The sequence below is a fragment of the Paracoccus haeundaensis genome (assembly GCF_006239215.1).
Classification (GTDB): domain Bacteria; phylum Pseudomonadota; class Alphaproteobacteria; order Rhodobacterales; family Rhodobacteraceae; genus Paracoccus; species Paracoccus marcusii.
In genome coordinates, this window is sequence record NZ_VDDC01000001.1 from 67,099 (window position 1) to 93,345 (window position 26,247).

The 26,247-nt window shown below is 68.2% G+C and carries 26 protein-coding genes; 19 read left to right on the top strand and 7 right to left on the bottom strand.

The window, feature by feature from the left end; genetic code table 11:
• The first annotated feature begins 167 nt into the window (after nt 1-167).
• The 7 genes from sdhC to FHD67_RS00365 are packed head-to-tail and all read left to right on the top strand — an operon-like array spanning nt 168 to nt 5,067.
• Nucleotides 168-560, top strand: coding sequence for a succinate dehydrogenase, cytochrome b556 subunit (gene sdhC, locus FHD67_RS00335; protein ID WP_045999430.1), 393 nt, complete (start codon nt 168-170; stop codon nt 558-560).
• A 7-nt stretch (nt 561-567) separates the two neighbouring features.
• On the top strand, nt 568-957 hold the full coding sequence (locus FHD67_RS00340) for a succinate dehydrogenase, hydrophobic membrane anchor protein (RefSeq protein ID WP_045999429.1): 390 nt from the start codon (nt 568-570) through the stop codon (nt 955-957).
• Between the two features lie 7 nt (nt 958-964).
• Nucleotides 965-2,767: a succinate dehydrogenase flavoprotein subunit gene (gene sdhA, locus FHD67_RS00345; RefSeq protein WP_139597446.1), complete on the top strand. Its 1,803-nt coding sequence runs from the start codon at nt 965-967 to the stop codon at nt 2,765-2,767.
• On the top strand, nt 2,767-3,135 hold the full coding sequence (locus tag FHD67_RS00350) for a hypothetical protein (protein WP_052715122.1): 369 nt from the start codon (nt 2,767-2,769) through the stop codon (nt 3,133-3,135). Before sdhA ends, FHD67_RS00350 begins: the two co-directional genes overlap by 1 nt.
• Nucleotides 3,136-3,139: 4 nt before the next feature.
• Nucleotides 3,140-3,454 (top strand): hypothetical protein, encoded by a 315-nt coding sequence (locus tag FHD67_RS00355; protein ID WP_139597447.1) that lies wholly within the window; start codon nt 3,140-3,142, stop codon nt 3,452-3,454.
• Nucleotides 3,451-4,275 carry a hypothetical protein gene (locus FHD67_RS00360; protein WP_139597448.1) on the top strand — a complete coding sequence of 275 codons (825 nt, stop codon included), beginning with the start codon at nt 3,451-3,453 and terminating at the stop codon, nt 4,273-4,275. Before FHD67_RS00355 ends, FHD67_RS00360 begins: the two co-directional genes overlap by 4 nt.
• A 12-nt stretch (nt 4,276-4,287) precedes the next feature.
• The gene (locus FHD67_RS00365) at nt 4,288-5,067 is read left to right on the top strand and encodes a succinate dehydrogenase iron-sulfur subunit (protein WP_045999425.1); all 780 of its coding nucleotides are present in this window, start codon (nt 4,288-4,290) and stop codon (nt 5,065-5,067) included.
• A gap of 148 nt (nt 5,068-5,215) precedes the next feature.
• On the opposite strand, the gene glyS is transcribed toward FHD67_RS00365, so the two are convergent.
• From glyS to FHD67_RS00380, 3 genes are read right to left on the bottom strand one after another with little or no spacing between them, the layout of a single operon-like run.
• Entirely contained in the window at nt 5,216-7,528 is a 2,313-nt protein-coding gene (gene glyS, locus FHD67_RS00370; protein ID WP_139597449.1) for a glycine--tRNA ligase subunit beta, read from the bottom strand.
• Entirely contained in the window at nt 7,528-8,004 is a 477-nt protein-coding gene (locus tag FHD67_RS00375) for a DUF6446 family protein (protein ID WP_139597450.1), read from the bottom strand. Before FHD67_RS00375 ends, glyS begins: the two co-directional genes overlap by 1 nt.
• Entirely contained in the window at nt 8,001-8,924 is a 924-nt protein-coding gene (locus FHD67_RS00380; protein ID WP_045999422.1) for a glycine--tRNA ligase subunit alpha, read from the bottom strand. Before FHD67_RS00380 ends, FHD67_RS00375 begins: the two co-directional genes overlap by 4 nt.
• A gap of 107 nt (nt 8,925-9,031) precedes the next feature.
• On the opposite strand from FHD67_RS00380, the gene FHD67_RS00385 reads away from it, so the two are divergent.
• Nucleotides 9,032-10,315 carry a peptidoglycan-binding domain-containing protein gene (locus FHD67_RS00385; protein ID WP_246071165.1) on the top strand — a complete coding sequence of 428 codons (1,284 nt, stop codon included), beginning with the start codon at nt 9,032-9,034 and terminating at the stop codon, nt 10,313-10,315.
• Here the strand turns inward: FHD67_RS00385 and FHD67_RS00390 are convergent.
• Entirely contained in the window at nt 10,312-11,763 is a 1,452-nt protein-coding gene (locus FHD67_RS00390) for a TrkH family potassium uptake protein (RefSeq protein ID WP_139597451.1), read from the bottom strand. The genes FHD67_RS00385 and FHD67_RS00390 overlap by 4 nt on opposite strands.
• A 118-nt stretch (nt 11,764-11,881) precedes the next feature.
• Between FHD67_RS00390 and FHD67_RS00395 the strand changes: the two genes are divergently transcribed.
• Together FHD67_RS00395 and FHD67_RS00400 are read left to right on the top strand one after the other, a co-directional pair.
• Nucleotides 11,882-13,003 (top strand): Ppx/GppA phosphatase family protein, encoded by a 1,122-nt coding sequence (locus FHD67_RS00395; protein WP_042245371.1) that lies wholly within the window; start codon nt 11,882-11,884, stop codon nt 13,001-13,003.
• 1 nt (nt 13,004) lies between these two features.
• Complete coding sequence (locus tag FHD67_RS00400) at nt 13,005-13,748, top strand: RlmE family RNA methyltransferase (RefSeq protein ID WP_139597452.1); 744 nt, start codon at nt 13,005-13,007, stop codon at nt 13,746-13,748.
• A 66-nt stretch (nt 13,749-13,814) separates the two neighbouring features.
• On the opposite strand, the gene FHD67_RS00405 is transcribed toward FHD67_RS00400, so the two are convergent.
• Together FHD67_RS00405 and miaA are read right to left on the bottom strand one after the other, a co-directional pair.
• On the bottom strand, nt 13,815-14,861 hold the full coding sequence (locus tag FHD67_RS00405) for a helix-turn-helix transcriptional regulator (protein ID WP_176695004.1): 1,047 nt from the start codon (nt 14,859-14,861) through the stop codon (nt 13,815-13,817).
• A gap of 86 nt (nt 14,862-14,947) precedes the next feature.
• Nucleotides 14,948-15,841, bottom strand: a complete 894-nt coding sequence (gene miaA / locus FHD67_RS00410; protein WP_045999419.1) for a tRNA (adenosine(37)-N6)-dimethylallyltransferase MiaA — start codon at nt 15,839-15,841, stop codon at nt 14,948-14,950.
• Nucleotides 15,842-15,922: 81 nt separating this feature from the next.
• Between miaA and pyrH the strand changes: the two genes are divergently transcribed.
• The 9 genes from pyrH (at nt 15,923) to FHD67_RS00455 (ending at nt 25,244) form a co-directional block, all read left to right on the top strand.
• Nucleotides 15,923-16,648, top strand: coding sequence for a UMP kinase (gene pyrH, locus FHD67_RS00415; protein WP_045999418.1), 726 nt, complete (start codon nt 15,923-15,925; stop codon nt 16,646-16,648).
• A 1-nt stretch (nt 16,649) separates the two neighbouring features.
• Nucleotides 16,650-17,447: an ion transporter gene (locus tag FHD67_RS00420; protein WP_045999417.1), complete on the top strand. Its 798-nt coding sequence runs from the start codon at nt 16,650-16,652 to the stop codon at nt 17,445-17,447.
• 86 nt (nt 17,448-17,533) lie between these two features.
• Nucleotides 17,534-18,097 (top strand): ribosome recycling factor, encoded by a 564-nt coding sequence (gene frr, locus FHD67_RS00425; RefSeq protein WP_045999416.1) that lies wholly within the window; start codon nt 17,534-17,536, stop codon nt 18,095-18,097.
• Nucleotides 18,098-18,104: 7 nt separating this feature from the next.
• A complete protein-coding gene (gene uppS / locus FHD67_RS00430) occupies nt 18,105-18,836 on the top strand; it encodes a polyprenyl diphosphate synthase (protein ID WP_045999415.1) in 732 nt (243 codons plus the stop codon).
• A complete protein-coding gene (locus FHD67_RS00435; RefSeq protein WP_045999414.1) occupies nt 18,833-19,699 on the top strand; it encodes a phosphatidate cytidylyltransferase in 867 nt (288 codons plus the stop codon). The genes uppS and FHD67_RS00435 overlap by 4 nt, the downstream gene beginning before the upstream one ends.
• Before the next feature lie 3 nt (nt 19,700-19,702).
• Nucleotides 19,703-20,854, top strand: a complete 1,152-nt coding sequence (dxr, locus tag FHD67_RS00440) for a 1-deoxy-D-xylulose-5-phosphate reductoisomerase (RefSeq protein ID WP_139597454.1) — start codon at nt 19,703-19,705, stop codon at nt 20,852-20,854.
• Nucleotides 20,851-22,173 (top strand): RIP metalloprotease RseP, encoded by a 1,323-nt coding sequence (rseP, locus tag FHD67_RS00445; RefSeq protein ID WP_139597455.1) that lies wholly within the window; start codon nt 20,851-20,853, stop codon nt 22,171-22,173. Before dxr ends, rseP begins: the two co-directional genes overlap by 4 nt.
• 102 nt (nt 22,174-22,275) lie before the next feature.
• Nucleotides 22,276-24,576, top strand: coding sequence for an outer membrane protein assembly factor BamA (gene bamA / locus FHD67_RS00450; RefSeq protein WP_052715117.1), 2,301 nt, complete (start codon nt 22,276-22,278; stop codon nt 24,574-24,576).
• Complete coding sequence (locus FHD67_RS00455; protein ID WP_139597456.1) at nt 24,576-25,244, top strand: OmpH/Skp family outer membrane protein; 669 nt, start codon at nt 24,576-24,578, stop codon at nt 25,242-25,244. The genes bamA and FHD67_RS00455 overlap by 1 nt, the downstream gene beginning before the upstream one ends.
• On the opposite strand, the gene FHD67_RS00460 is transcribed toward FHD67_RS00455, so the two are convergent.
• Entirely contained in the window at nt 25,241-26,179 is a 939-nt protein-coding gene (locus FHD67_RS00460) for a nucleoside hydrolase (RefSeq protein WP_139597457.1), read from the bottom strand. The two genes, FHD67_RS00455 and FHD67_RS00460, sit on opposite strands and share 4 nt — an antisense overlap.
• Nucleotides 26,180-26,247 lie beyond the last annotated feature (68 nt).

Below are 26,247 nucleotides of genomic sequence, written 5' to 3' on the forward strand. Positions count from 1 at the left end.
CACAAAGCCCCATTTCCGCGTCATTTGCGCGCGCGGGGTGGTATCTGCGGATGACAGATGGCATCTGTAGCGTCAAGAACGGCACCAATCGCCAGCCCGCGCGGCCAGCCCGGTCCCTTCCGGGCCCCTGCGACGGGACAAGCTGAACCGACAAAGGAGGGCCGCCGATGGCCGACGTGAACCGGGGCAACCGGCCCCTTTCCCCCCATCTTCAGGTCTATCGCCTGCCGATCCCCGCGGTCACCTCGATCCTGACGCGCATCACCGGCCACGCACTGTCGGCGGGCATCCTGCTGCTGGTCTGGTGGCTGGTCGCCGCGGTCAGCAGCCCCGGCGCCTTCGCCACGGCCGATTGGGTCCTGCGGTCCTGGCTGGGCTTCCTGATCATGACCGGCTCGACCTGGGCGCTGTGGTTCCACGCGCTGTCGGGTGTGCGTCACCTGTTCTACGACAATGGCCTGGGCCTCGAGATCGACGAGGCCAAGCGCGGCTCCTGGGCCATCATCATCGGTTCGGTCGCGCTGACCGTGCTGAGCCTGATCATCTTCTTCATCGGCTGAGGGCATCATGCGTTACATCACCCCCCGCAAGGCCGCCCAGGGTCTGGGCTCTGCCCGCGCCGGCACCGCGCATCACTGGAACATCACGATGAGCAGCTACGCGCTGATCGTGCTGACGCCCTTGTTCCTGATCGCCGTGGGCGGCGCCATCGGCCTGCCCCAGGATCAGGTCGTGGCCCATTTCGGCCGACCCTTTCCCGGCATCATCACCGCGTTGTTCGTCATCGTGGGCATGATCCATTTCATCAAGGGCTCTCAGGGCGGGGCGATCGCGGACTATGTCCACGGCACTGCCCAGCAACTGACGATGGTCGCCATCGCGATCTTTGGCTGGGGCGTGATCGCCGCCGCCATCTTTGCGCTGGCCAAGATGGCCTTCACCCTTCCCGCGATCTGAGGACGACATGGCAGCTTACGAAACAATCGTTCATGACTATGACGTGGTCGTCGTCGGGGCCGGTGGCGCGGGTCTGCGCGCGACGCTCGGCATGGCCGAACAGGGGCTGCGCACGGCCTGCGTGACCAAGGTCTTTCCGACGCGCTCGCACACCGTCGCGGCCCAGGGCGGCATCGCCGCGTCGCTGTCCAACATGGGCCCCGACAGCTGGCAGTGGCACATGTACGACACCGTCAAGGGGTCGGACTGGCTGGGCGACACCGACGCCATGGAATACCTGGCGCGCGAGGCCCCCAAGGCCGTCTACGAGCTGGAGCATTACGGCGTCCCGTTCAGCCGGACCGAGGACGGTCGCATATATCAGCGCCCCTTCGGCGGTCACACCACCGAATACGGCGAAGGCCCCCCGGTCCAGCGCACCTGCGCCGCGGCCGACCGCACCGGCCATGCCATCCTGCACACCCTGTACGGCCAGTCGCTGAAGAACAACGCGGAATTCTTCATCGAATATTTCGCGCTGGACCTGATCATCACCGATGGCCGCTGCACCGGCGTCGTCTGCTGGAAGCTGGACGACGGCACGATGCACGTCTTCAACGCCAAGATGGTGGTGCTGGCGACCGGCGGCTATGGCCGCGCCTATTTCAGCGCGACCAGCGCCCATACCTGCACCGGCGACGGTGGCGGCATGGTCGCTCGCGCGGGCCTGCCGCTGCAGGACATGGAATTCGTGCAATTCCACCCGACCGGCATCTATGGCTCTGGCTGCCTGATCACGGAAGGCGCGCGGGGCGAAGGCGGTTACCTGACGAACTCGGAAGGCGAGCGGTTCATGGAGCGCTATGCGCCCACCTACAAGGACCTGGCCAGCCGCGACGTCGTCAGCCGCTGCATGACAATGGAGATCCGCGAAGGTCGCGGCGTCGGTCCCGACAAGGACCACATCTTCCTGAACCTGATGCACCTGCCGCCGGAGACGCTGGACTTGCGCCTGCCCGGCATCAGTGAAAGCGCCAAGATCTTTGCCGGTGTCGACCTGACCCGGGCGCCGATCCCGGTCCTGCCGACGGTTCACTATAACATGGGTGGAATTCCCACGAACTATTGGGGCGAAGTCCTTGCGCCGACGGAAGAAAATCCCGACGCGATCTTCCCCGGCCTGATGGCCGTGGGCGAGGCTGGCTGTGCGTCGGTGCATGGTGCGAACCGTCTTGGGTCGAACAGCCTGATCGACTTGGTGGTGTTCGGCCGCGCCGCCGCGATCCGCGCCGGCGAGGTCGTGGACCGTGCCGGTGCCGTTCCCGCGACCAACAAGGCCGAGGTCGACCGCGCGCTGGACCGCTTCGACGGGTTGCGCCATGCCAACGGCACGATGGCCACCGCGGAGCTGCGCGACCAGATGCAGCGCACGATGCAGCTGGATGCCGCCGTGTTCCGCACCGACAAGACCTTGGCCGAGGGCGTGGTCAAGATGGAGGGCATTGCGGGCAAGATGGATGACATCAAGGTCACCGATCGCGGATTGATCTGGAACACGGACCTGATGGAAACGTTGGAGCTGACCAACCTGATGCCCAACGCCCTGACAACGATCGTCGCGGCCGAGGCCCGCAAGGAGAGCCGCGGCGCCCATGCGCACGAGGATTACCCTGAGCGGGATGACGCCAACTGGCGCAAGCATTCGCTTGCCTGGGTCGATGGGAACAAGGTTAAACTGGCCTACCGCCCCGTCCACCTGGAGCCGTTGACCACGGCCGAGGAAGGCGGGATCGACCTGCAAAAGATCGCTCCGAAGAAAAGGGTTTACTGATGCGCTTCAATCTCATCGCCGCTTTCGGCATTGCCGCCGCCACCTTGGCGGGCTGCGTCGCCCCGGTCCCTATGACCGGCCCCGCCGTGCCGACCGCCCCCGGCGTCGCGCCCGCGCCGACCGTGCTGGACGCGGCATCGCGCCAGATCGCCCGCAACGTCGTCGACAGCGAGATGCAGCGCCGCCTGCCGGGCGTCAACGTCACGCCCTATACCGACTGCGTGGTCAACAACGCCTCGACCGCCGAGCTGATCGACATCGCGCAGATGTCGCGCTCGGGCGTGACCGGCACCGCCGACAGCGTGGCCGCGATCGTGTCGCGTCCGGCGACGACGCAGTGCATCGCCGCCGCGGCGCGCACGGCGTGATCTGATGATCGCGCGGGCAATCTTCGTGGGTCTGCTGCCTGTGGTGGCGGCCTGCGGTCCGGTCCCGGTGGACCAGGCCGAACGAAGCTGCCTGCGCGATGCCGAAATGGCCGAACGCCCCCGTGGCAGCATCGCGATGGGCGTCGGCTCGGGGTCGGGGGGCACGCGTGGCTTTGGCAGCGTCGAGCTGGAGATCAGCAGCGACTACATCCGCGGCCGTGATCCGTCCGACGTCTTCAGCCGCTGCGTCCAGCGTCGGTCGGGCCAGATGCCCGAGCGCGCGCTGGCCGACCAGCCCGGCTGGCGGGGGACGCGGTGAGCCGGCCGCTGTTCCTGCATGTCGGCGTCCAGAAGACCGGCACCACCAGCCTGCAGCGGTTCCTGCGCCGTTCGGCCCCGGCGCTGGCGGACGCGGTCGTGATCCGCACGCCCGAAGAAGGGACGCCGATGCGTCCGCTTGGACGTGCGGCCATCGCATGCAGCCTTGCACCTGACGATGATCACCGCGCCACGCTGGTCGCGGCGTTCGAGACGGTGCTGGACGGTCTGCCGGACGACGACCGCCCGGTGATCCTGTCCCATGAGAATCTGGCCGGCGCGATGCCCGGCAACGGCGGAGAGACCCGTCTGTTCCCGGCACTGCCCGCGATGCTGGCGACGCTGGTGCAGGTCGCGGCCGATCGCGGCTTTGCTCCGCATGTCGTGATCTATACCCGTCGGATGACGGCGTGGCTTCCATCGGTCTGGGCGCAGGCCGTGCGCACCGACGGCTATGCCCTGACGCTGCCCGAATTCCGCGCGCAGACGTCCGAACTGTCCGGATGGGGCGATCTGCTGCGGCGGTTGGACGGCGCGCTGTCGTCTGTTCCCGTTACCCGGCTGCGGCTTGAGGACGAGGCGGACGCCGATCGTCCCGGCCGCCAGCTGCTGTCGCTGGCGGGCGTCCCTGATGCGCGTTTGGACGCATTGCCGCCGCTGGAATCCCGCGCGATGGAGCGTCTGACGCCCGGCGCCACCGAATTCCTGCGCCGCCTGAACGGGCTGGCGCTGAACCCTCATGCCCGCGACCGGGTGGCCGATCTGGTGGCCCGGTCGCAACCCCTGTTTGCGGCCCATGTGCCGTCCGAAGGCACTCTCTGAAAGGAGCTACCCATGGTCCAGTTCACCCTGCCCAAGAACAGTCAGATCCGCGTCGGCAAGACCTGGCCCAAGCCCGAGGGCGCAACCAACGTCAAGAAATTCAAGATCTATCGGTGGGACCCCGAGACCGGGGAAAATCCGCGTCTGGACACGTATTTCGTCGATCTGGACAAGTGCGGGCCGATGATGCTGGACGCCCTGATCAAGATCAAGGCCGAGATTGACCCGACCCTGTCCTTCCGCCGGTCCTGCCGCGAGGGGATCTGCGGGTCCTGCGCGATGGTGATCGACGGCGGCAACAAGCTGGCCTGCATCTTCGGCATCGACGAGGTCAAGGGCGACGTGGCGATCTATCCGTTGCCGCACATGCCGGTGGTCAAGGACCTGGTGCCGGACCTGACACATTTCTATGCGCAGCACGCGTCGGTGAACCCCTACCTGCAGACCAAGACGCCGACCCCCGGCAAGGAGTGGAAGCAGTCGATCGAGGACCGCAAGAAGCTGGACGGTCTGTACGAATGCATCCTGTGCGCCTCCTGTTCGACGGCCTGCCCGTCCTACTGGTGGAACGGCGATCGGTACCTGGGGCCGGCCGCGCTGCTGCACGCCTATCGCTGGATCATCGACAGCCGCGACGAGGCCACGGGCGAGCGTCTGGACGAGCTGGAGGATCCCTTCAAGCTGTACCGCTGCCACACGATCATGAACTGCACCAACACCTGCCCCAAGGGGTTGAACCCCGCCAAGGCCATCGCGTCGATCAAGCACATGATGGTGGAACGCGCGGTCTGATCTGCGTCCCGCGACGGAGGGCGGGGGGCCAGCCCCCCGCACCCCCCGCCGAGGGGACGTACCGTCCCCTCGCGCTCCCCTGCGGCAGGGCGGACATGCAAAGACGGCCCGGAGAGCAATCTCCGGGCCGTTTTCGTTTGGTGGGGCTTTAGCCTTCGATGTGGGTGAAGTCGGCGATCTGGCGACCGGCTTCGCGGATGCGGCTGAGCAGGTTCAGGCGGTTGCGCCGGACGATCTGGCTGTCGGTGTTGACCTGCACGGCCTCGAAGAACGCGTCGATCGGCGTGCGCAGGGCTGCGATTGCGGTCATGGCTGCGGGGAAGTCCTGCCTGGCCGTCGCGTGGCGGATCGCCGGTTCGGCGGTGTCCAACGCAGTGAAGAGGGCGCGTTCCTGGTCCGTCTCGGCGAACTTGACGTCGGCGCCGAAGCTGTATTCGACGCCGTCCTTCTCCTCGGCCTGCGCCAGGATATTGCCCGCGCGCTTGAGGCCCTGGGTCAGGTTCCTGCCGTCGTCGGTTGCCAGCATGGCATTCAGCGCGGTGGCGCGTGCAGTCACGCGGACGAGGTCGTCATTGCCCTCCTGCGCCAGCACGGCTTCGATGATGTCGTGACGGATGCCTTGGTCGCGCAGGTATACCTTCAGTCGATCATGGAGGAAGGAGAGAAGATCTTTGGCAGTTTCACGATAGGGAAGCACCTTCACCTGATCTTGGAACGGCTGAATCTCATTGCTGCCGGTGAAGTAGAAGTCGCCTGCGTCTACAGCGGCATCAACGTCATGCTCTGCCGCTTTGCTGGCCAGAACCATGTCTCCCGTTCGAATTGCCGCAGGAAAGATGAAATGCTGCTCCGCTGCAATAGACTGCCCGTCCGGTGCCGTGGTTTTTGCGAGCCCTTTTGTCCCTACCGCACTGTTAAGCAGAGCCGACTTGACCGAACGTTTCACGGCCTGTTCAGCGATTTGCATTAGCGGCGCCGCTATCGACCCTGCCTGCAAAAGGCGGATCACCCCCAAGGCAGCCCGCCGAAGTGCAAACGGATCCTTCGATCCCGTCGGCTTTTCGTCGATCGCCCAGAACCCCGTCAGCGTGTCGATCTTGTCGGCCAGCGCCACGGCGACCGAGACGGGCGCGGTCGGAACCGCGTCGGAGGGACCGAGGGGCGAATAGTGGTCGCGGGCAGCGTCGGCGACGGCCTCGGGTTCGCCGGCCTCCAGCGCGTAGTAGCGGCCCATCGTGCCCTGCAGTTCGGGGAACTCTCCGACCATGGCCGAGCGCAGGTCCAGCTTGGCCAGGCGCGCGGCGCGTTCGGCCTGATCGGGATCGGCGCCGACCAAGGGCGCGATCTCGCGGGCCAGGGCCGCGATGCGTTCGATCCGGTCGGCCTGCGAGCCCAGCTTGTTGTGGAAGGTGACCGACGCCAGGCCCGCGGCCCAGGTTGCCATGCCCGATGTCGCCTCGCGCAGGTCGTTTTCCCAGAAGAACGCCGCGTCCGACAGGCGGGCGGCCAGGACGCGCTGGTTGCCGGCCAGGATCGTCGCGCCGTCGTCGGGCGTCTGGATGTTGGCGACGGTCACGAACCCTTCGATCCGGCCCGTTGACGGATTGCGGGCGGAGAAGAACTTCTGGTGCTCCTTCATCGAGGTCTGCAGGACCTCGGGGGGCAGGGCCAGGAAGCGGTCCTCGATCACGCCCATCAGGGGCACGGGCCATTCGACCAGGCCCGCGACCTCGGCCAGCAGGGCGTCGTCGGGGACGATCTGCCAGCCGCGGGCAAAGGCCAGGTTGTCGGCCTGCGACCGGATCTCGGCGGCGCGTTCCTGGGTGTCCAGCATCACGCGGGCGCGGCGCAGCTTGGCGGCATAGTCGTCAAAGCCGCTGACCGTGAACACGTCGGGCGCCATGAAGCGATGGCCGCGGGTGGTGTTGCCCGCCGCGATGCCGTCGACGGTCAGCGGCACGACGGTCGCGCCGGCCTCGTCCGACAGGATGCACAGGATCGAATGCAGCGGGCGCACCCACCGCAGGCCGCCCGTCCCCCACCGCATCGATTTGGGCCAGGGGAAATTGCGGATCGTCGTCTCCAGCACCTCGGCCACGATGTCGGCGGCGGGGCGGCCGGGCTTGGTGACGGTGGCGTACCAGACCTGGCCCTTCTTGTCGTCGCGGGCCTGCAGCTGGTCGCGGGTCAGCCCGGTGGAGCGCAAAAAGCCCTCCAACGCGGCATCGGGGGCGTCGGTGCGGGGGCCCTTGCGGTCCTCATGCGTGGTAGGGCTGGCGGCGGTCAGGCCCTCGACCGCCAGGGCCAGGCGGCGCGGCGTGCTGAAGGCACCGGCGCTGGCATAGGTCAGGCCGGCCTGAACCAGGCCATCGGTCACCAGGCGCTTGAGGTCCTCGCGCGCGCGGGCCTGCATGCGGGCGGGAATTTCCTCCGAGAAAAGCTCGATCAGCAGGTCGGGCATCAGTCCATCACTCCGCGTTCCGGGGTCTTGTCGTTGTATTGGTGCCAGCCGTAGACGCGGCCGTCGGGATAGACGGCCAGCACGCGGTCCACGTCGGGGCGGATCTCGCTGACCGACAGCACGGCGCGGGCGGCGCCGCTTTCCAGGTCGCCGCCGATCCGCGCTGCGTCGAAGCAGGCGAACCATCCGGGCGCGTTCAGGGGCGTGGCGTCGTCAAAGGGCAGGGCATCGGCGGGAACCGCGTCCACCGTGGCGCAGGCGCGCCAGCGCAGCGGGCTGCTGTCGGCATCGATCCCCTCGAACCCGGTCAGGGTCAGGGGCCGTTCGCCGGCGGGGGTGGTCACCGCGATGGCGGCATCGGGGCCGTTCGGGTCGATCGGGTCATAGTACAGGTATTCCTGCGCGTACCACATGCCCGCGCCCGCGGCGATGGTGCTGCCCAGCAGGGCCAGCGCCGCGACCTTGCCCCAGTTCACGCGGGCGACCCCGCCGCATCGGTGGTCAGGAACAGGTCGGCGCAGCCCTTGGCCAGCGCCCGAACCCGGCCGATATAGGCCTGGCGTTCCGTGACCGAGATCACGCCGCGCGCGTCCAGCAGGTTGAACAGGTGGCTGGCCTTGATCGCCTGGTCATAGGCGGGATGCGCCATCGGGATGGTGCGGCCAGCGCCGTCGGTGCGGTCGGCGGCCAGGATGCGGGCGCATTCGGCCTCGGCGTCCTTGAAATGCTGGAACAGCATGTCCGTGTCGGCCTGGTCGAAGTTCCAGCGCGAATATTCCTGTTCGGTCTGGCGGAAGATGTCGCCATAGGTCAGCGCGATCGGGCTGTCCGGGTCGTTGAAGGGCATGTCCATCACGTGTTCCGCGCCCAGCACGTACATGGCCAGGCGTTCCAGGCCATAGGTCAGCTCTCCGGAGACGGGGCGGCAGTCATGACCGCCGACCTGCTGGAAGTAGGTGAACTGGCTGACCTCCATGCCGTCGCACCAGACCTCCCAGCCCAGGCCCCATGCGCCGAGCGTAGGCGATTCCCAGTCGTCCTCGACGAAGCGGACGTCATGGACCATCGGGTCAAGGCCGATGGCGCGCAGGCTGCCCAGATACAGCTCCTGCAGGTCGGGGGGCGACGGTTTGATGATGACCTGGAACTGATAGTAGTGCTGCAGGCGGTTGGGGTTCTCTCCGTACCGGCCATCGGTGGGGCGGCGCGACGGCTGGACATAGGCCGCGGCCCAGGCCCGCGATCCAAGAGAGCGCAGCGTGGTCCCGGGGTGGAACGTCCCGGCGCCCACCTCCATGTCATAGGGCTGCAGGACGGCGCAGCCCTGGCCTGCCCAATAGGTCTGCAGCGCCAAGATGATCTCCTGGAAACTGCGGGGTCGGTTGGGGCTGGTCATCGGGCCATCCTTTTGCGTAGATCGGGCAAGGCGTCTTCTAGGCGCGCGATGCAACAGGGTCAATGAAGGCCCGACGGCGGGGGGACACCCGCGACAGGATGGACAGGATGACGACGCCTTTGCGCTTGGTGATGGGACTGGTCCTGGCGGGGGCGCTGCCCGGTGCGGCGCTGGCCCAGGGCGCGGTGATCCGTCTGGAGGCCAAGCGCGATCCCCAGGCGGCGGCGCAGGCGGCGCAGGGATGGGCCGACCGGTTCGACGGGGTCGTGACGCTGGCCCTGCCGGGTGGCTGGACGGGGATCGCCATCGGACCGCTGCCCGAGGATCGCGCCGGGCCCCTGCTGGAGCGGCTGAAGCAGGCCGGCAAGGTGCCCCAGGACGCGTTCGTCAGCACGCCCGCGCCGGGGACCGCGCTGGTGCCGGTGGGCGATACCGCGGCGGCGGCCCCGGCTGTGGTGGCCCCGCCGCCGGCCAACGCCTATCTGCGGCTGGAATCGGTTCAGGCCGAACCCGAGGCCCGCGCCGCGCTGGCGCGGATCCGGGCCGATTTCCCCGAGGCCGGGCTGTGGCGTCTGCCCGACGGGTGGTTCGCGGTGGCGCTTGGCCCGGTGGCGGACGATGCGGCCGCCGCCTGGCTGCCGGTGCTGGCCAAGGCCGACATGATCCCGGACGACGCCATGCTGGCCCGCGCCGCCGATCTGGGCGAGGTGCTGGACGCGGGCCAGGCCCCGGACCTGCCCGCGCCCGGCGCGCCCGAACCGCTGCCGCCGCTGGACCAGGTCCAGCGCGCGTTGCGGTGGGCGGGGCATTACGACGGCCAGATCGACGGCAAGGACGGTCCCCGCACCCGCGCCGCGATCCAGGCCGAGATCACCCAGACCCGCGCCTCGACCGATCCGGGCACGGCGCTGCGGCTGCTGGCGGAACGCCGTGCGGCCTGGGCCGAGGCGCAGGGGCTGGCACCGCTGGTCGACGCGGCGACCGGGCTGACGGTCACCGCCCCCCTGCGCGCGCTGACCTTCGACCGGGCCGAACGGGCGCTGTCGATCTATGGTCCGAAGGACGGATCGGGCGCGGCGCTGATCCTGTTCAGCCAGCCGGGGGGCCAGCAAGAGCTGCTGGATCTGGCCGGTCTGGTCACGGCGCTTGGCTGGGTGCCCCGGCCCGACCGCGTGGTCAAGCCGGGCCACGTGACCCTGCATGGCGCGACTGACGCCCATATCGGTGCCGCCGAAGGCTGGGTCCGCGATGGCCGGGCCGAAGGCTTCGTGCTGATCTGGCCGGCGTCGGACGCGGAAACCCAGACCCGCCTGCAGGCGGAACTGAGCGACAGCCTGACGCGCCACGGGCCCGGCGCGAATGCCGGCGCCGCGCCCACCGCGCTGCCCTAGTCGCGCCAGAACCGCGGCAGCAGCAGGACCAGGACCGACACCAGCTCCAGCCGGCCGAGGAACATTCCTACGGTCATCAGCCACTTGGCCGAGGTCGGAAATTCCGCGATCGAGCCGTTGCGCGTCACCTCGGGGCCCCAGACCGGGCCGATATTCGCGATGGCGGTCCAGGCGGCGGTCAGCGCGGTGCGCGGGTGCAGGCCGGTCAGTGACAGTCCCACGATCAGCAGGCCGAAGGTCAGGAAGAACAGCGTGAAGAACGCCATGACCGAATCGACCACGTCCTGTTCCAGCGGCTGGCCGTCATAGCGCAGCGGATAGACGCGGTGGGGCGAATGCATCCGGCGGATCTGGGCGCGCACGGCCTCGAACAGGACCAGATAGCGGAAGACCTTGACCGAACAGCCGGTCGATCCGGTGCAGCCGCCGATCAGCCCGCAGATCACCAGGATCATCAGCGGCAGATGGCCCCACTGCGTCACGTCGGTGGAGGCGAAGCCGGTCCCCGAGAAGGTCGAGATGACGTTGAACACGGTCTCCCGCAGCATCTCCTCGGGGTGGCCGGTCTGGCCCAGCCACAGGACGCGGTACAGCAGGATGATCACGCAGGCATAGCCGATCCAGCGCAGATAGGCGCGCACCTGGATGTCACGCCACAGCGGTTTCGCCTGGCCGCGCATCAGCTGGACCATGCGGATGAACGGGATCGAGGCCAGCACCATGAAGACCGACGACGCCCATTCCGCAGGCCCCAGGAACGCCCCGAAGCTGGCGTCGTAATTCGAGAAGCCCCCGGTCGAGATCGTGCTGAACGCCTGCACGACGGCGTCGAACCCGGTCAGGCCCAAAATCAGATAGGTGATGATGCAGGCCCCGGTCAGGATCAGGTACAGCTGCGTCATCTCGGTCGCGATCTGGCCGGCGCGGGGCAGGACCTTGCCAAGCGTGTCAAAGCCTTCCGACCGGAAGAACTGCATGCCGCCGACCTTCATCACCGGCAGGAAGACCATCGCCACGACGACGATCCCCAGGCCTCCGGCCCAGTGCAGGATCGCGCGCCACAGGTGGATGCCGCGCGCCAGCGAATCCAGCTGCGGCAGGACCGTGGTGCCGGTGGTCGTGAAGCCTGACATCGATTCGAACATCGCGTCGGTGAAGGTCGCGTTCGGCGCGCCCAGCATGAAGGGCAGGGCACCGAACAGGGGCAGGACCAGCCAGATCCCCGACGTCAGCAGGAACGCCTGATGCAGCGACAGGTGGTCATAGCGCCCGGCCGTCGCCACCGCGACGAAGACGCCCGCCGCCATGGTGATCACCGCCGATTGCAGGAACACCATCCAGTGCGGGTCGCCATGCCACCAGTCGACGACCATCGGCGCCAGCATCATGCCACCGATCGCGGTCAGGATCTTGCCGATCGGATGGGCAACGGGACGGATGTCGATCATCGCTTCTGGTTGCCGCGCCCCCGCGCGCCCGTCAAGTGGCCGCGGCGGTCGCGGCCCCTTGAATGGTCGCCGATGGCAGGTTACGTTTTGTTCAACTTGTCATCGGAGGGCGTGTGTTATGACGCCCAAGCGTCCTGCGGGTGCGGACGCGTTCCCGAGAAATACGGTCGAGCCGTCGGGCACCCGACAACCTGATGAAGGGGCGCTGTATGCTGCCCTGGATTTGGGAACGAATTCTTGCCGGATGCTGATTGCCCGACCGACGGGCAGTCAGTTCCAGGTCGTCGACAGCTTCTCCAAGCCGGTTCAGCTTGGTCAGGGGCTGGAAGCTTCGGGACGCCTGTCCCGCAGCTCGATGGCGCGTACCGTGCACGCGCTGCAGGTCTGCAAGCGCAAGCTTGATCAGCACAAGGTGCGCAACATGCGCCTTGTGGCGACCGAGGCATGCCGCCGCGCGCGCAACAGCCGCGATTTCCTGCGCACGATCCGGCGCGAGACCGGCCTGCCCATCGAGATCATCGGCGCAGAGGAGGAAGCGCGGCTGGCCGTCATCAGCTGCGCGCCGCTGGTCAGCCACAAGACCGAGACGCTGATGGTCGTCGATATCGGCGGCGGATCGACCGAGCTGGTCTGGATCGACCTGGAGGATGTCGAGCCCAAGGAGCGGCCACGCGCGATCATGCGCCTGTCGGACGGTTTCGGGAACCCGCAGCCGGGGGGCGCGCGGGTGGTCGACTGGATCAGCGTGCCGTTGGGCGTGGCGACGCTGCGCGACCAGTTCGCGGATGTCGAGGACGACCAGGGCCGCTTCGCGCTGATGTCGTGGTTCTTCGAGGAGGCGCTGGCGAATTTCACCCCCTATGCGGACGGATCGCCCGACGAGGGGTTCCAGATCATCGGCACATCAGGGACGGTCACCACGGTCGCGGCCAGTTTTCTGGGCCTGCGCCGCTATGACCGGACCAAGGTGGACGGGCTGGAGATGACCAGCGACCAGATCGACCGGGTGATCCATTCCTATCTGCAGCTGGGCCCCGAGGGGCGGCGCACGGATCCGCGCATCGGGCGCGAACGCCATGCGCTGATCATGTCGGGGGCTGCGATCCTGCAGACGCTGATGCGGGTCTGGCCCACGAACAAGCTGTCGGTCGCGGATCGCGGCCTGCGCGAGGGGTTGCTTTATGCCCAGATGGTGCGCGATGGGGTGCTGGCGCCGGAAGGTTTGAACGGAGTGGCATGAGATGACGAAGACACCGACCAGCCGGGACGGCAAGACCAGCGGCCGCGGCGCGCGCGATCTGCGCGTGCGGGTGAAATCGGCCAAGGGGCGCAAGCTGTCCTCCACCCTGTGGCTGGAGCGGCAGCTGAACGACCCCTATGTGGCCCGCGCCAAGCGCGAGGGCTACCGCGGGCGCGCGGCCTACAAGATCCTGGAGCTGGACGACAAGTACCGCTTTCTGGTGCCCGGCGCGCGGGTGCTTGACCTGGGCTGCGCGCCCGGCGGCTGGTGCCAGGTGGCGGTGGCCCGCGTGAACGCCCTGGGCACGAAATCGGGCAAGAAGGTCGGGCGCGTGCTGGGTCTGGACCTGCAGGAGGTCGATCCGATCGCGGGGGCCGAGATCCACGTGCTGGACTTTCTGGAGGAGGGGGCCGACGACAAGGTCAAGGCCTGGCTGGGTGGACCTGCGGATGTGGTGATGTCCGACATGGCGGCGGCGTCGTCGGGGCACAAGAACACCGACCACAACCGGATCGTGGCGCTGGTCGAGGCGGCGGCGCAACTGGCCTTCGACGTGCTGGAGCCGGGCGGCACTTTCGTCGCCAAGGTCCTGGCGGGCGGTGCCGAGACCGACATGCAGACCATGCTGAAGAAGAACTTCACCAAGGTCGCGAACGTGAAGCCCCCCGCCAGCCGCAGCGATTCGTCCGAGAAATTCGTGGTGGCCACCGGGTTCAGGGGCCGCGAGACCCCCGCCGAGGACTGATCACCCCTTGCGTCCCGCGACGCCGGGGGACTGGCCGTCCCCCGGACCCCCTGCTGGGCGCCCGGCCTAGTCCTGGGGTGGGGCGTTTCGCATCTGGCTGCGGTAAGCCTCGGGCGTGCGGCCGGTCGCGGCGGCAAAGGCGCGGGTGAAATGGGCGTGGCTGGCATAGCCAAGGTCCTGAGCCAGGCGCGGAACGGGTCGGTCGGTATGGCGCAGCAGTTCGGCCGCGCGGTCCACCCGCAGTTCATGCAGCAGGTCGATGGCGCGATGGCCCCGCGCCTCGATGCAGGCGTGGTCCAGATGGGTCAGCGTGGTGCCCAAGTCCTGCGCCAGATCGGCAAGGGTCCGGCACGACCCCATCTCGACCGCGGCCAGCGCCAGGAAGCGGTCGACCAGCGGGCGGTCCGTGTGGACCGCGCCGGGATCGGTCCGGTGATCCCGCGGCGGGTCCAGACGCGACAGGCGCAGCGACAGCATGTTCAGATAGCAGCCTAGGGTGCGGTGATCGGGGCTGCGGGCGGCCTCGGCCATCAGTTCGGCCAAGGTGGCCGACAGCAGCGCGGCACCGCTGCCTGCGCATCCCGCGACCACCGAACGGGGCAGGGGCGGATCGACCTGCGCGGTCAGTTCGGGCGCGATCAGCAGCACCTGACCTTCTGCCCCGTCCAGCGGGCGGGCGGCGAAGGCGGTTCCGGCGGGGACGAAGCGGACGTCGCCTGCGGCCAGAATGCCGCCGCTGCGCGGAAAGTCGATGCGCATGCGGCCGTCGGATACCCAGATGAGCACATGGTCGGGGCGCGTGCGCGGCTGGACGGGCACAGCACGCCCGCCCCAGGTGAAGGCGCCTGCAGGCAGCAGGCGAAGGCTGGCCTGCCGCGGCCCGAACCGGTGCGAGGCGGGCGCCACGCGGACGGACAGCGCCTGCGGAACGGCCACGCGGTCCGCGGCCCTTGCCCGCTGCATGGGCATGGGGGCGGTGCCTTCGGTCTGCAGGTGGGGACCATTGACGTCGATCTGGCCGCCTTGCCCGCGGATGCCCCGACCAAGCGGCGCCAGCCGGGTCGGCGTGAACGGAAATCCCTTGGTCCAGTCAGAGCGATCCCATACCGACATGACACCCTCCCACATCACGGATCCTATCGGCGGATTATCGCCGATCTGTGGGAAAACTCAATGAACGCCGTATGGGTTTCCGGGAATTAAACCGTGATCAGCCCGGCGTTGCCCGCCTGCCACATCTGCCAGTCGCCCATCCGGCCGCGGAACCAGACCCGCTGCGCCTTGGCATATTGCCGTGAGGCGATGATGGCGCGTTCGGTGGCCTCCGCCAGGGTCGCATGACCCTGCAGGTGGGCGACCAAGTCGGGCGCGCCGATGGCCTTGGCCCATTGCACGGCCGGGTCCCACAGGGGCAGCATCGCGCGCACCTCCTCCAGAGCGCCCTGGTCCAGCATCGCGTGAAAGCGCGCGGCGATCCGGTCCGCCAGCCAGTCGCGGTCACTGGTGATCAGCACGCGCTGACAGTCGTCGGGCGCCAGCAGGGGTGGGGGCGTGTCGTCCTGCCAATCGGCGATGCCGCGGCCGGTGGCGGTCAGAACCTCCCACGCGCGCTGGACGCGGACCGGGTTCGCAAGATCGATCTGCGCGCGGGTGCGGGGGTCCAGTTCGGCCACCATCGCGGCCAGACCGCCGCTTGCGATGCGCGCATCGGCCGTGGCGCGGATTTCGGGGGGCGTCGGCGGGATCTGCGCCAGCCCGCGGGTCAGCGCGGTCAGGTACAGCCCCGTGCCGCCCACCACGATCAGCCGCCCCCGCAGCGCCGCGACCTGGCGCAGCCAGTCGCCGACCGACCAGGCGGTGCCCGGCGCGACATGGCCGTAAAGGGCGTGCGGCGCCTGTGCCAGGTCGGCGGCGGACGGGCGGGCGGTCAGCACCTGCCAGCAGGACCAGACCTGCAGGGCATCCGCATTGACCACCGTGCCGCCCTGTGCCCGCGCGACCGCCAGTGCCAGCGCAGATTTGCCGCTGGCGGTGGGTCCGGCGATCAGCAGGTGGCGGGCGGCGTCGATCTGTGTCAGGTCAGGGTCACGCATGGCCGATCCGGGCAGTTGATCCGGCAGCCCTTTTGCGACATTTAACGGCGCGATGAAAGCAGCCGGCGACAGGAGCCCCCGATGACCACCGAAGTCCCCAAGCAATATGGCCGCGTGATGCTGAAAATCTCGGGCGAGGCGCTGATGGGCGATCAGGGATACGGCCTGCATCCCCCCACCGTCGCCCGCATCGCAAGCGAGGTCGAGGCCGTCCAGGCGATGGGCGTCGAGGTCTGCATGGTCATCGGCGGCGGCAACATCTTCCGCGGTCTGCAGGGCAGCGCCCAAGGGATGGAGCGGACCACCGCCGACTATATGGGCATGCTGGCCACGGTCATGAACGCGCTGGCCATGCAGTCGTCGCTGGAAAGCCGCGGCCTGCATTGCCGCGTCATCAGCGCGATCCGCATGGACGAGGTCTGCGAACCCTACATCCGTCGCCGCGCCATCCGCCACCTGGAAAAGAAGCGGATCGTGATCTTTGCCGCCGGCACCGGCAACCCGTATTTCACCACCGACACCGCAGCCACCCTGCGCGCGTCGGAGATGAACTGCGAGGCGATCTTCAAGGGCACCAAGGTCGACGGCGTCTATGACAAGGACCCGGTCAAGCATGCCGACGCCAAGCGTTATGGCAATGTCAGCTATGACGAGGTGCTGCAGAAGCATCTGGGCGTGATGGACGCATCGGCCATCGCGCTGGCCCGCGACAACAAGCTGCCGATCATCGTCTTCTCGCTGGACGCGCCGGGCGGGTTCCGGTCGATCCTGGAAGGCCGCGGCACCTATACGCGGGTCCACAACTGACATGACCACCAGCCTGCGGGGCCGCGTCGACGGCTTCATCCACGGACCCCGGGCCCAAGGCGTGATCACGGCCGTGATCCTGTTCAACGCGCTGATCCTGGGGCTGGAGACCTGGCCGCGGGTGATGGCGGCGGCCGGCCCGCTGCTGATCGCGCTGGACCGGGTGTGCCTGGCGATCTTCGTGATCGAGATCGGGCTGAAGCTCTATGCCCGCGGGCTGCGGTTCTTCCGTGACGGCTGGAACGTGTTCGACTTTATCGTCGTGGGAATCGCCGTGCTGCCGGCGACCGAGGGTCTGTCGGTCCTGCGCGCCATGCGCATCCTGCGGCTGCTGCGCATCGTGTCGGTCACGCCCCGCCTGCGCCGCGTGGTCGAGGGATTCCTGTCCGCGCTGCCCGGCATGGCGTCGGTCTTCCTGCTGATGGGTATCATTTTCTACATTTTCTCGGTCATGGCGACCAAGCTGTTCGGGCCGACCTTTCCGGACTGGTTCGGGGACATGGGCAATTCGGCCTACTCGCTGTTCCAGATCATGACGCTGGAAAGCTGGTCGATGGGCATCGTGCGCCCGGTGATGGAGGTTCACCCGAATGCCTGGCTGTTTTTCCTGCCTTTTATCCTGGTCACCACCTTTGCGGTGATGAACCTGGTGGTGGGTCTGATCGTGAATTCGATGCAGGAGGCCCACCAGGAGGAAGGCACCGCCGCGACCGAGGCCTATCGCGACGAGGTCCTGGCCCGGCTGGCCCAGATCGAGGCGCGGCTGTCCGCGGGCGAACCCCCGCGGAACGATCCCTGACGGGGCCGAAAAGCGGGCAAAAGCTTTGCCAAGCTGCGGCATTCCCGTTACAAGCGAAAAAAATTCAAAGCAGAGGCAGTCCGACAATGGCTGAGGACATCGAGATCGATATTGACGACCTGGAGCGCCGCATGAAGGGCGCGATGGAAAGCCTGCGGGGCGAATTCGCCAGCCTGCGGACCGGCCGGGCCTCGGCCTCGATGATCGAGCCGGTGCAGGTCGAGGCCTATGGCCAGATGACCCCGATCAACCAGCTGGGCACCGTCAACGTGCCCGAACCGCGCATGGTCACGATCAACATCTGGGACAAGGGCATGGTCAACAAGGTCGAGAAGGCCCTGCGCGAAAGCGGCCTGGGCATCAATCCGCAGACCAATGGCACGATCATCATGCTGCCGATCCCGGAACTGAACGAGGAGCGTCGCCGCGAGCTGACCAAGGTCGCCGCGCAATACGCCGAGAGCGCCCGCGTCTCGATCCGCAACGTCCGCCGCGACGGCATGGACCAGGTCAAGAAGGGCAAGGCCAACGGCATGCCCGAAGACGACCAGAAGCTGTACGAGACCGAAATCCAGTCCCTGACCGACCGCATGATCGCATCGGTCGACGAGGCGCTGACGGCCAAGCAGGCCGAAATCATGCAGGTCTGATCCGACGATGGCGTGGGGCTTGTCGAGAGCTGCCGAAACTGGGGGGACGACCCGTCCCCGCCATGTCGCGGTCATCATGGATGGCAATGGCCGGTGGGCCACCGAACGCGGCTGGCCACGTCTGGTCGGTCACCGTCGCGGGGCCGAGCGGGTCAAGCAGATCGTCCGTGCCTGCCCCGACCTGGGGGTGGACTGGCTGACCATCTATGCCTTCTCGACCGAGAACTGGAAGCGCTCGACCGAAGAGGTCCTGGGCCTGATGAAGATCTTTCGCCGCTATATCCAGCGCGAGGCCGAGGACATGTCGGCCGAGGGCGTGCGGATGCGCTTCATCGGCGAACGCGGCCGCCTGGACCGCAAGCTGCAGGATCTGATGGCCTCGATCGAGGCGCGGACGGCGGGCAACACGCGGCTGAACCTGACGGTCGCCATCAACTATGGCGGCCGGGACGAGCTGGTCCGTGCCACCGGGCGTCTGGCCGAACGCATCGCCCGCGGCGACGTGATCAACCCGACCGAGGCCGATCTGGCCGATTGCATGGACACCGCCGGGCATCCGGATCCCGACCTGGTGATCCGCACCTCCGGTGAGACGCGGACCTCGAACTTCCTGCCTTGGCAGGCGGCCTATTCGGAATACGAATTCACGCCGACCCTGTGGCCCGACTTCACCCCCGATCACCTGGCGACGATCCTGGACCGCTTCGGCCTGCGCGACCGGCGCTTTGGGGGCGCATGACCTCAGCACGGCATTCCGCCGGGTCCGTGCCCGGCGCTGGCGGTCCCGGCAAGTCGGGCGGCAAATGGGGCGACCTGTCGCGTCGTGTGGCGTCTACCCTGGTCCTTTTGGGCATCGGCGTGATGCTGGCGGTGGCGCAGGGACCGTGGCTGCGCCTGGGCATGGCGGTCATCTCCGCGATCACCTTCTGGGAGCTCGCGGCCATGACCGGCTGGCGCAACCCGGCGCGGCACGTGACACTGTTCGGACGGTCGCGCCCCATCGCGCTGGCCGCGATCGCGGGCGTGTCGCAGGCCTTCGCGCTGACCGGCATGCCCTGGGCGTGGGTGGCGCTGGCCGTCCCCATCCTGCTGGGCCTGCCGGGCGCGGCACGGCGCGACCGCGCGACCTATACCCTCTTCGGCATCGCGATCCTGATCGTGGCCTTCGGCCTTGTTGGGTTTCGTGAGAATTACGGCCTGAACTTTGTCCTGTGGTTGATGGGGGTCATCATCATCTCGGACACGGCGGGGTATTTCTTCGGCCGCATCCTGGGTGGGCCCAAGTTCTGGCCAGCGCTCAGCCCCAAGAAGACCTGGTCGGGCACCATCGCGGGCTGGATCGGCACCTGCCTGTTCGGCGCGATCCTGTGGATGGCGGGGCAGGGTGACGCAACGCTGATCTGGGTGTCGCCCATCGTCTGCCTTGCCGGGCAAATGGGCGATCTGGCCGAAAGCTGGCTGAAACGGCGCGCGGGGGTCAAGGACAGCTCGAACCTGATACCGGGGCATGGCGGGTTCATGGATCGTTTTGACGCAGTGACCGGGGCGGTCCTGGCGACCATGCTGATCGGGTTTCTGACGAAACTGCCCGTGGTGAACTGACCGATGCGACGCATTTCCATCTTCGGCGCGACCGGGTCGGTCGGCGCGAACGGCGTCGATCTGATCCGCCGCGATCCGCAATCCTATCAGGTCGTGGCCCTGACCGGCGGGCGCAACATCGCGCGGCTGGCGCAGATGGCGCGCGATCTGCGCGCCCAGATCGCGGTCACCGCGCATCCCGAACTGCTGGACGACTTGCGGACCGCGCTTGCCGGCACCGACGTCCAGGCCGCCGCCGGCGAGGCCGCGCTGATCGAGGCCGCGCATCGGCCCGCCGACTGGATCCTGTCGGCCATCGTCGGCGCCGCGGGCCTGGCGCCGGGTCTGGCGGCGCTGTCGCAGGGCGGTGTGCTGGCCTTGGCCAACAAGGAATCGCTGGTCTGCGCGGGCGCGCTGCTGCGGGATACCGGCGCGCGGTCGGGCGCCACGATCCTGCCCGTCGACAGTGAACATTCCGCTTTGTTTCAGGCGCTTGGGGCTGATAAGCTGGAATCCGTCAAGGATGTGACCATCACCGCATCGGGTGGCGCGTTCCGCGATTGGCCGCTGGAGCGGCTGGCGGCCGCGACGGTGGCCGAGGCATCGACCCATCCGAACTGGGCAATGGGTCAGCGGATCACCATCGACAGCGCCTCGATGTTCAACAAGGCGATGGAGGTGATCGAGGCCAAGGAGTTCTTCGGCCTGACCGCCGATCGCATCAAGGTTCTGGTCCATCCGGAATCGATCATTCACGCAATGGTCACCCATCATGACGGCGGCACCATAGCCCATCTGGGCTCCCCCGACATGCGCCACGCGATCGGCTATGCGCTGCACTGGCCAGAACGGCGGCCGCTGCCCGTGGCCGCGCTGGATCTGGCCGCGCTTGGCAGCCTGACCTTCCGCGCCCCCGACGAGACGCGCTGGCCCGCCCTGCGCCTGGCGCGCGAGGTGATGGCCGCGGGCGGGGCCGCTGGCGCGGTCTTCAACGCCGCCAAGGAACAGGCCCTGGACGATTTCATCGCCGGTCGCATCCGCTTTACCGACATGGCCCCCCGGGTCGAGGCCACGCTGGAGGCGCTGTCCGCCCAGCCCGGCTTTGCCCGCGACCCCGAAGACCTGCCCGCCGTCCTGCATTGGGACGGCCTGGCCCGACGAAAGGCCGCCCAGTGATCGACGCCTTTGCCCAGACCGCCGGCACGCTGCTGGCCTTCGTCACCGCCCTGGCGGTCATCGTGACCGTCCACGAATACGGCCATTACATCGTCGGCCGCTGGTCGGGCATCCGGGCCGAGGTGTTCAGCGTGGGCTTTGGCCCGCGCCTTTTCTCTCGCCGTGATCGTCGCGGGACGCTGTGGCAGGTCGCGGCGCTGCCGCTTGGCGGCTATGTGCGGTTCCTGGGCGACGACAACGCGGCCAGTGCCGGTCCGGGGCGCGCCGTCGATCCCGCCCTGCGCCGCCAGACCTTGCAGGGCGCGCCGCTGTGGGCGCGGTTCGCGACGCTGCTGGCCGGGCCGGTGTTCAATTTCGTGCTGTCGATCCTGGTGTTTGCGGGCTTCGCGATCGTTCAGGGCCTGCCCGTGGACGAGGTGCGCGTGGGCGCCGTCAGCGAGGCGCCGCCCGCCATCGTCAACGACCTGCAGCCCGGCGACCGCATCCTGGCCCTTGGCGGCCAGCCGGTCGCCACCTGGCGCGACATCGGCGCGCTGACCGAAACGCTGCCGGTGGCCGGGCAACAGGACTGGCAGGTCGAACGTGACGGCCGGACACTGACCGTGACCGGCCCCGACCCGATGCCGGCGCGCATCGGCGGCGTGGCGCCGCGCAGTGCCGCGGCCGATGCCGGCATGCGCGCGGGCGACGTGGTGCTTGCCATCGACGGCCAGCCGGTCACCCGCTTTACCCAGATGCGCGAGGCGGTCGAGGCTGCCGAGGGCCGGCCCCTGGCCCTGCGCCTGTGGCGCCCCGGCACCGGAGAGCTGGACGTGACCCTGTCGCCCAAGCTGTCGGACCTGCCCGCCGATGGCGGCGGGTTCGAGCAGCGCTGGCTGATCGGGGTGACGGGCGGCGAAAGCTTCTTCTCGCCCCAGACGCGCAGTGCCGGGCCGCTGGAGGCGCTTGGCCTGGGCGTCGGGCAGACCTGGGGGATCATAACGTCGTCGCTGACGGGGATGTGGGCGATGATCTCGGGGCAGATCGGTACCTGCAACCTGGGCGGCGCGATCAGCATCGCGGAAAGCACCGGCCAGGCGGCCAGCGCGGGCGGCGCGAACTTCCTGTGGTGGATTGCGGTCCTGTCGGCGGCGATCGGGTTCCTGAACCTGCTGCCGATCCCCGTGCTGGATGGCGGCCACCTGATGTTCTACGCCTACGAGGCCGTCCGCGGACGCCCGCCCTCGGACAAGGCGCTGAACCTGCTGACCGCGATCGGCATGGCGGCGGTCCTGTCACTGATGATTTTCGGGCTCACGAACGATCTTTTCTGCCCTTGATGCGCTTGCGGTTTTGACAGCCCCGCCCCGATGGGGCTACAGACCATAGGCAAAACGACAGCCCGAACCGGGCGCGTGCAGGCGGATACAAGAGGGGCCATCATGGAACGGAAACTGGGCAAGGGCGCATTGGCGCTGGTGACGTCCCTGGCGATCGCGGCGCCAATCGGAATGATCCCGCAGCAGGCCGCCGCCGTGGTCTTCGGCAGCATCCAGGTTCAGGGCAACCAGCAGATCGAGACGGGCGCCGTGCTGTCCACGCTGGCCCTGCCGCAGGGCCAGGACCTGAGCCCCGGCCAGATCAACGACGGCCTGCAGCGCCTGCAGAATTCCGGCCTGTTCGAGACGGTCGAACTGATCCCGCAGGGGTCCACCCTGGTCGTGCGCGTCAGCGAGTATCCGATCGTCAACCAGATCACCTTCGAGGGCAACCGCCGCCTGAACGACGAGCGTCTGGCCGAGATCGTCCGCAGCCAGTCCCGCCGCGTCTATCAGCCCAGTCAGGCCATCCAGGATGCCCAGGCCATCGCCCAGACCTATGCCGCCGAGGGGCGCCTGGCCGCCCGCGTCGATCCGCGCATCATCCGCCGCAGCGGCAACCGCGTCGATCTGGTCTTCGAGATCCGCGAAGGCAACGTCACCGAGATCGAGCGCGTCAGCTTTGTCGGCAACCGCGCCTATTCGGACCGCCGCCTGCGCAACGTGCTGGAGACCAAGCAGGCGGGCCTGCTGCGGACCTTCATCCGCCGCGACACCTTCGCGCCCGAGCGCATCCCGCTGGACGAACAGCTGCTGACCGATTTCTATCGCTCGCAGGGTTACGCCGATTTTCGCGTGCAGGGCGTGGCGCCCGAAATCGCGCGTGAACGCGACGCGTTCTTCATCACCTTCAACATCTCGGAAGGGCCGCGCTATCGCTTTGGCCGGGTCGAGACCATCTCGGAGATCCCGGGCGTCGATGCGTCGCTGTTCGCCGAGCAGAGCCGTGTCCGGCGCGGGTCGTTCTACAACCCGTCGGTCATCGACACGTCGATCCGCCGGATGGAGACGATCGCCATCCAGCAGGGGCTTAACTTCGTCAACATCGAGCCTCGCGTCACCCGCAATCCGGAAAACCAGACGCTGGACCTGACCTTCGCGCTGACCCGCGGCCAGCGCGTCTTCGTCGAGCGCATCGACATCGAGGGCAACACCACGACGCTGGACCAGGTGATCCGCCGTCAGTTCACCACCGTCGAGGGCGACCCCTTCAACCCGCGCGAGATCCGCAATTCGGCCGAACGCGTGCGGGCGCTTGGCTATTTCGCGGATGCGCAGGTCCAGACCCGCGAGGGCAGCAGCCCCGACCAGGTCATCGTCGGCGTCAATGTCGAGGAACAGCCGACCGGGTCGCTGTCCCTGGGCGCCAGCTATGGCGTCAATTCGGGAGTGGGCTTCAACATCGGCCTGACCGAGCAGAACTTCCTGGGGCGCGGCCAGACCCTGGGCCTGCAGCTGCAGACCGCCACCGACGACCGCGCCGCCGGGGTCACCTTCATCGAGCCGTTCTTCCTGGGCCGCGACCTGCGCTTTGGCTTCTCGGCCAACTATACCGAGACCGAGGGCCTGAATTCGGATTTCGACACCCGTCAGATCCGCATCCAGCCGTCGCTGGAATTCCCGATCTCGGCCAATGCGCGGATCGAGCTGCGCTACCGCATCTCGGAGGACAAGCTGTCCAACGTGACCGAGGACAGCTCGGCCCTGCTGATCGCCGAGGAGGGCACGCGCCTGACCTCGTCGCTTGGCTATACCTACAACTGGGATTCGCGCCGCACCGGGCTGGACCCGCTGACCGCGTACCGGTTCCGCTTCTCGCAGGATTTCGCGGGTGCGGGGGGCGACACCAAGACAATCACCACGACCGCGCTGGCCGGCGTCGAAAGCACCGCCTGGCGCGAGAGCGTGACCCTGCGCGGCGAGGTCGAGGCCGGGGCGATCTATACCTACGGCGATTATTCGACCTGGATCCTGGACCGCTTCCGCACCGGCAACCGCGTCCGCGGGTTCGAGCCGAACGGCATCGGGCCGCGCGACTTGGCCGCGGTGAACGAGGACGGCCTGGGCGGCAACTTCTACTGGGCGGCGCGCGGCGAGGCGCAGTTCCCCATCGGCCTGCCCGAGGAATACGGCATCCAGGGCGGTCTTTTCGTCGATGTCGGCTCGCTGTGGGGTCTGGACCGGACCATCGGCACCGGCGGCGTCCCGGTCGATGACGACATGTACACGCGCGCCGCGGTCGGCGCGTCGATCTTCTGGACCACGCCCATCGGTCCGCTGCGCTTCAACTTCTCGCAGGCGCTGCAGAAGGAAGACTATGACCTGGAACAGAATTTCGACCTGACGATCCAGACGAACTTCTGATGCCGGTCCTTCGGACGGGACTGGGGCTGGTGGCGGCGGCGCTGATGGCGCTGCCCGCCGCCGCGCAGGATGCGACGGTGCCCGACATCCCGGCGCCCGAGATCCCGCCGATCGCTAAGCCGCCCGTCCTGCCCAACAGCACGATCCCCAGCCCCGAGGAGGCGGCCGAAAGCGCGCCGATCCTGACGCTGGACCAGGAGGTTCTGTACCTGTCCTCGGCATGGGGTCTGCGCGCGCAGGCCCGGCTGGAGGCCAAGGGCGAGGAGGTCACCGCCGAGAACGACCGCCTGACGCAGCTGCTGTCGTCGGAGGAGGCGCGCCTGACCGAGCAGCGCAGCACGCTGCCCGCGGCCGAATTCCGCGAGCTGGCCGAAAGCTTCGACATCCGCGCGACGCGCATCCGCCGGGAGCGCGCGCAGGCGGTCCAGGACCTGAATGCCTGGGCCGAGGCCGACCGTGCGGCCTTCTTTCGGGCCGCGCTGCCGGTGATGGGTCAGGTGATGCAGGACCGGGGCGCCGTGGCGGTTCTGGACCGGCGCACGATCTTCGTGTCGCTGGACGCGATCGACGTCACCGAACAGCTGGTCGCGGCGCTTGACGATCGCATCGGCGACGGAGAGGGGGTCGTGCCGCTGCCCGAACCGCCCCCGTCCGAGGATGCGCCCTAGGGCAGCCGCGCGATGCGGTCGTGTATCATGTCGAACAGCGCGTCGCGGTCCACGTCCTTGAGGAACAGCGCGTTGGGCGTCCGCCCGCTGACGCGCCACCAGTCAGCTATGGTCATGCCGGTGGTCCAGCGGCCCTCGATCTCGATCTCGACGTTGATGTGGCGGCCCTGGAACAGGTCGGGGTCCAGCAGCCAGGCGATGGTGCAGGGATCATGCAGCGGCGCGCCGAGGCTGCCGTATTTCGCGGTATCGAAGCGTTCGAAGAAGTCGGTCCAGCCCGCGACGGCCGGGCCGCAGCGGCCGGGCAGGGCGCGCATCGCCTCGACCCAGGCCCGGTCAGTCAGCGCCTTGTGCGTCACGTCCAGCGGCATGACGACCAGCGGCACGCCCGCGGCGAACACCTCGGCCGCGGCCTCGGGATCGACATAGATGTTGAATTCGGCCGCGGGGGTGATGTTGCCCACCTCGAAATAGGCGCCGCCCATCAGCACGATCTGCTGCACGCGTTCGATGATGTCGGGGGCGCGGCGGAATGCCTCGGCGATGTTGGTCAGCGGGCCGATGGGCACCAGCGTCACGGTGCCCGCATCATGGGTGCGCAGGGTTTCGACGATGAAATCGACGCCGTCCTGCGCCTGCAGGGGCAGGGTGGGCGCGGGCAGCTCGATCCCGTCCAGCCCGGTCTTGCCATGCACGTGTTCGGCCGTCACCAGTTCGCGCGACAGGGGCCGGTCGCGGCCCGCAAAGACCGGCACGTCGGTCCGGCCCGACAGTTCGACCACCTTGCGGGCGTTCACCTCCGTCAGGGCCAGCGGCACGTTGCCGGCCACCGCGACGATGCCCAGGACCTGCAGTTCCGGAGAGGCCAGCGCCAGCAGGATGGCCACCGCGTCGTCCTGACCGGGGTCCGTGTCGATGATGATCTTCTGTGCCAAACCGCGTCTCCAAGGCTCACAAGCGGCGATGATTGCGTCAGCAACGAAAAAGGCGCAAGCCCGCGCCT

What these genes read in the sequence shown, in the direction of transcription:
- sdhC (WP_045999430.1), top strand. Translation starts at nt 168, where the DNA reads ATGGCCGACGTGAACCGGGGCAACCGGCCCCTTTCCCCCCATCTTCAG.
- FHD67_RS00340 (WP_045999429.1), top strand. Translation starts at nt 568, where the DNA reads ATGCGTTACATCACCCCCCGCAAGGCCGCCCAGGGTCTGGGCTCTGCC.
- sdhA (WP_139597446.1), top strand. Translation starts at nt 965, where the DNA reads ATGGCAGCTTACGAAACAATCGTTCATGACTATGACGTGGTCGTCGTC.
- FHD67_RS00350 (WP_052715122.1), top strand. Translation starts at nt 2,767, where the DNA reads ATGCGCTTCAATCTCATCGCCGCTTTCGGCATTGCCGCCGCCACCTTG.
- FHD67_RS00355 (WP_139597447.1), top strand. Translation starts at nt 3,140, where the DNA reads ATGATCGCGCGGGCAATCTTCGTGGGTCTGCTGCCTGTGGTGGCGGCC.
- FHD67_RS00365 (WP_045999425.1), top strand. Translation starts at nt 4,288, where the DNA reads ATGGTCCAGTTCACCCTGCCCAAGAACAGTCAGATCCGCGTCGGCAAG.
- glyS (WP_139597449.1), bottom strand. Translation starts at nt 7,528, where the DNA reads ATGCCCGACCTGCTGATCGAGCTTTTCTCGGAGGAAATTCCCGCCCGC.
- FHD67_RS00380 (WP_045999422.1), bottom strand. Translation starts at nt 8,924, where the DNA reads ATGACCAGCCCCAACCGACCCCGCAGTTTCCAGGAGATCATCTTGGCG.
- FHD67_RS00385 (WP_246071165.1), top strand. Translation starts at nt 9,032, where the DNA reads ATGACGACGCCTTTGCGCTTGGTGATGGGACTGGTCCTGGCGGGGGCG.
- FHD67_RS00390 (WP_139597451.1), bottom strand. Translation starts at nt 11,763, where the DNA reads ATGATCGACATCCGTCCCGTTGCCCATCCGATCGGCAAGATCCTGACC.
- FHD67_RS00395 (WP_042245371.1), top strand. Translation starts at nt 11,882, where the DNA reads ATGACGCCCAAGCGTCCTGCGGGTGCGGACGCGTTCCCGAGAAATACG.
- FHD67_RS00400 (WP_139597452.1), top strand. Translation starts at nt 13,005, where the DNA reads ATGACGAAGACACCGACCAGCCGGGACGGCAAGACCAGCGGCCGCGGC.
- FHD67_RS00405 (WP_176695004.1), bottom strand. Translation starts at nt 14,861, where the DNA reads ATGTCGGTATGGGATCGCTCTGACTGGACCAAGGGATTTCCGTTCACG.
- miaA (WP_045999419.1), bottom strand. Translation starts at nt 15,841, where the DNA reads ATGCGTGACCCTGACCTGACACAGATCGACGCCGCCCGCCACCTGCTG.
- pyrH (WP_045999418.1), top strand. Translation starts at nt 15,923, where the DNA reads ATGACCACCGAAGTCCCCAAGCAATATGGCCGCGTGATGCTGAAAATC.
- FHD67_RS00420 (WP_045999417.1), top strand. Translation starts at nt 16,650, where the DNA reads ATGACCACCAGCCTGCGGGGCCGCGTCGACGGCTTCATCCACGGACCC.
- frr (WP_045999416.1), top strand. Translation starts at nt 17,534, where the DNA reads ATGGCTGAGGACATCGAGATCGATATTGACGACCTGGAGCGCCGCATG.
- uppS (WP_045999415.1), top strand. Translation starts at nt 18,105, where the DNA reads ATGGCGTGGGGCTTGTCGAGAGCTGCCGAAACTGGGGGGACGACCCGT.
- FHD67_RS00435 (WP_045999414.1), top strand. Translation starts at nt 18,833, where the DNA reads ATGACCTCAGCACGGCATTCCGCCGGGTCCGTGCCCGGCGCTGGCGGT.
- dxr (WP_139597454.1), top strand. Translation starts at nt 19,703, where the DNA reads ATGCGACGCATTTCCATCTTCGGCGCGACCGGGTCGGTCGGCGCGAAC.
- bamA (WP_052715117.1), top strand. Translation starts at nt 22,276, where the DNA reads ATGGAACGGAAACTGGGCAAGGGCGCATTGGCGCTGGTGACGTCCCTG.
- FHD67_RS00455 (WP_139597456.1), top strand. Translation starts at nt 24,576, where the DNA reads ATGCCGGTCCTTCGGACGGGACTGGGGCTGGTGGCGGCGGCGCTGATG.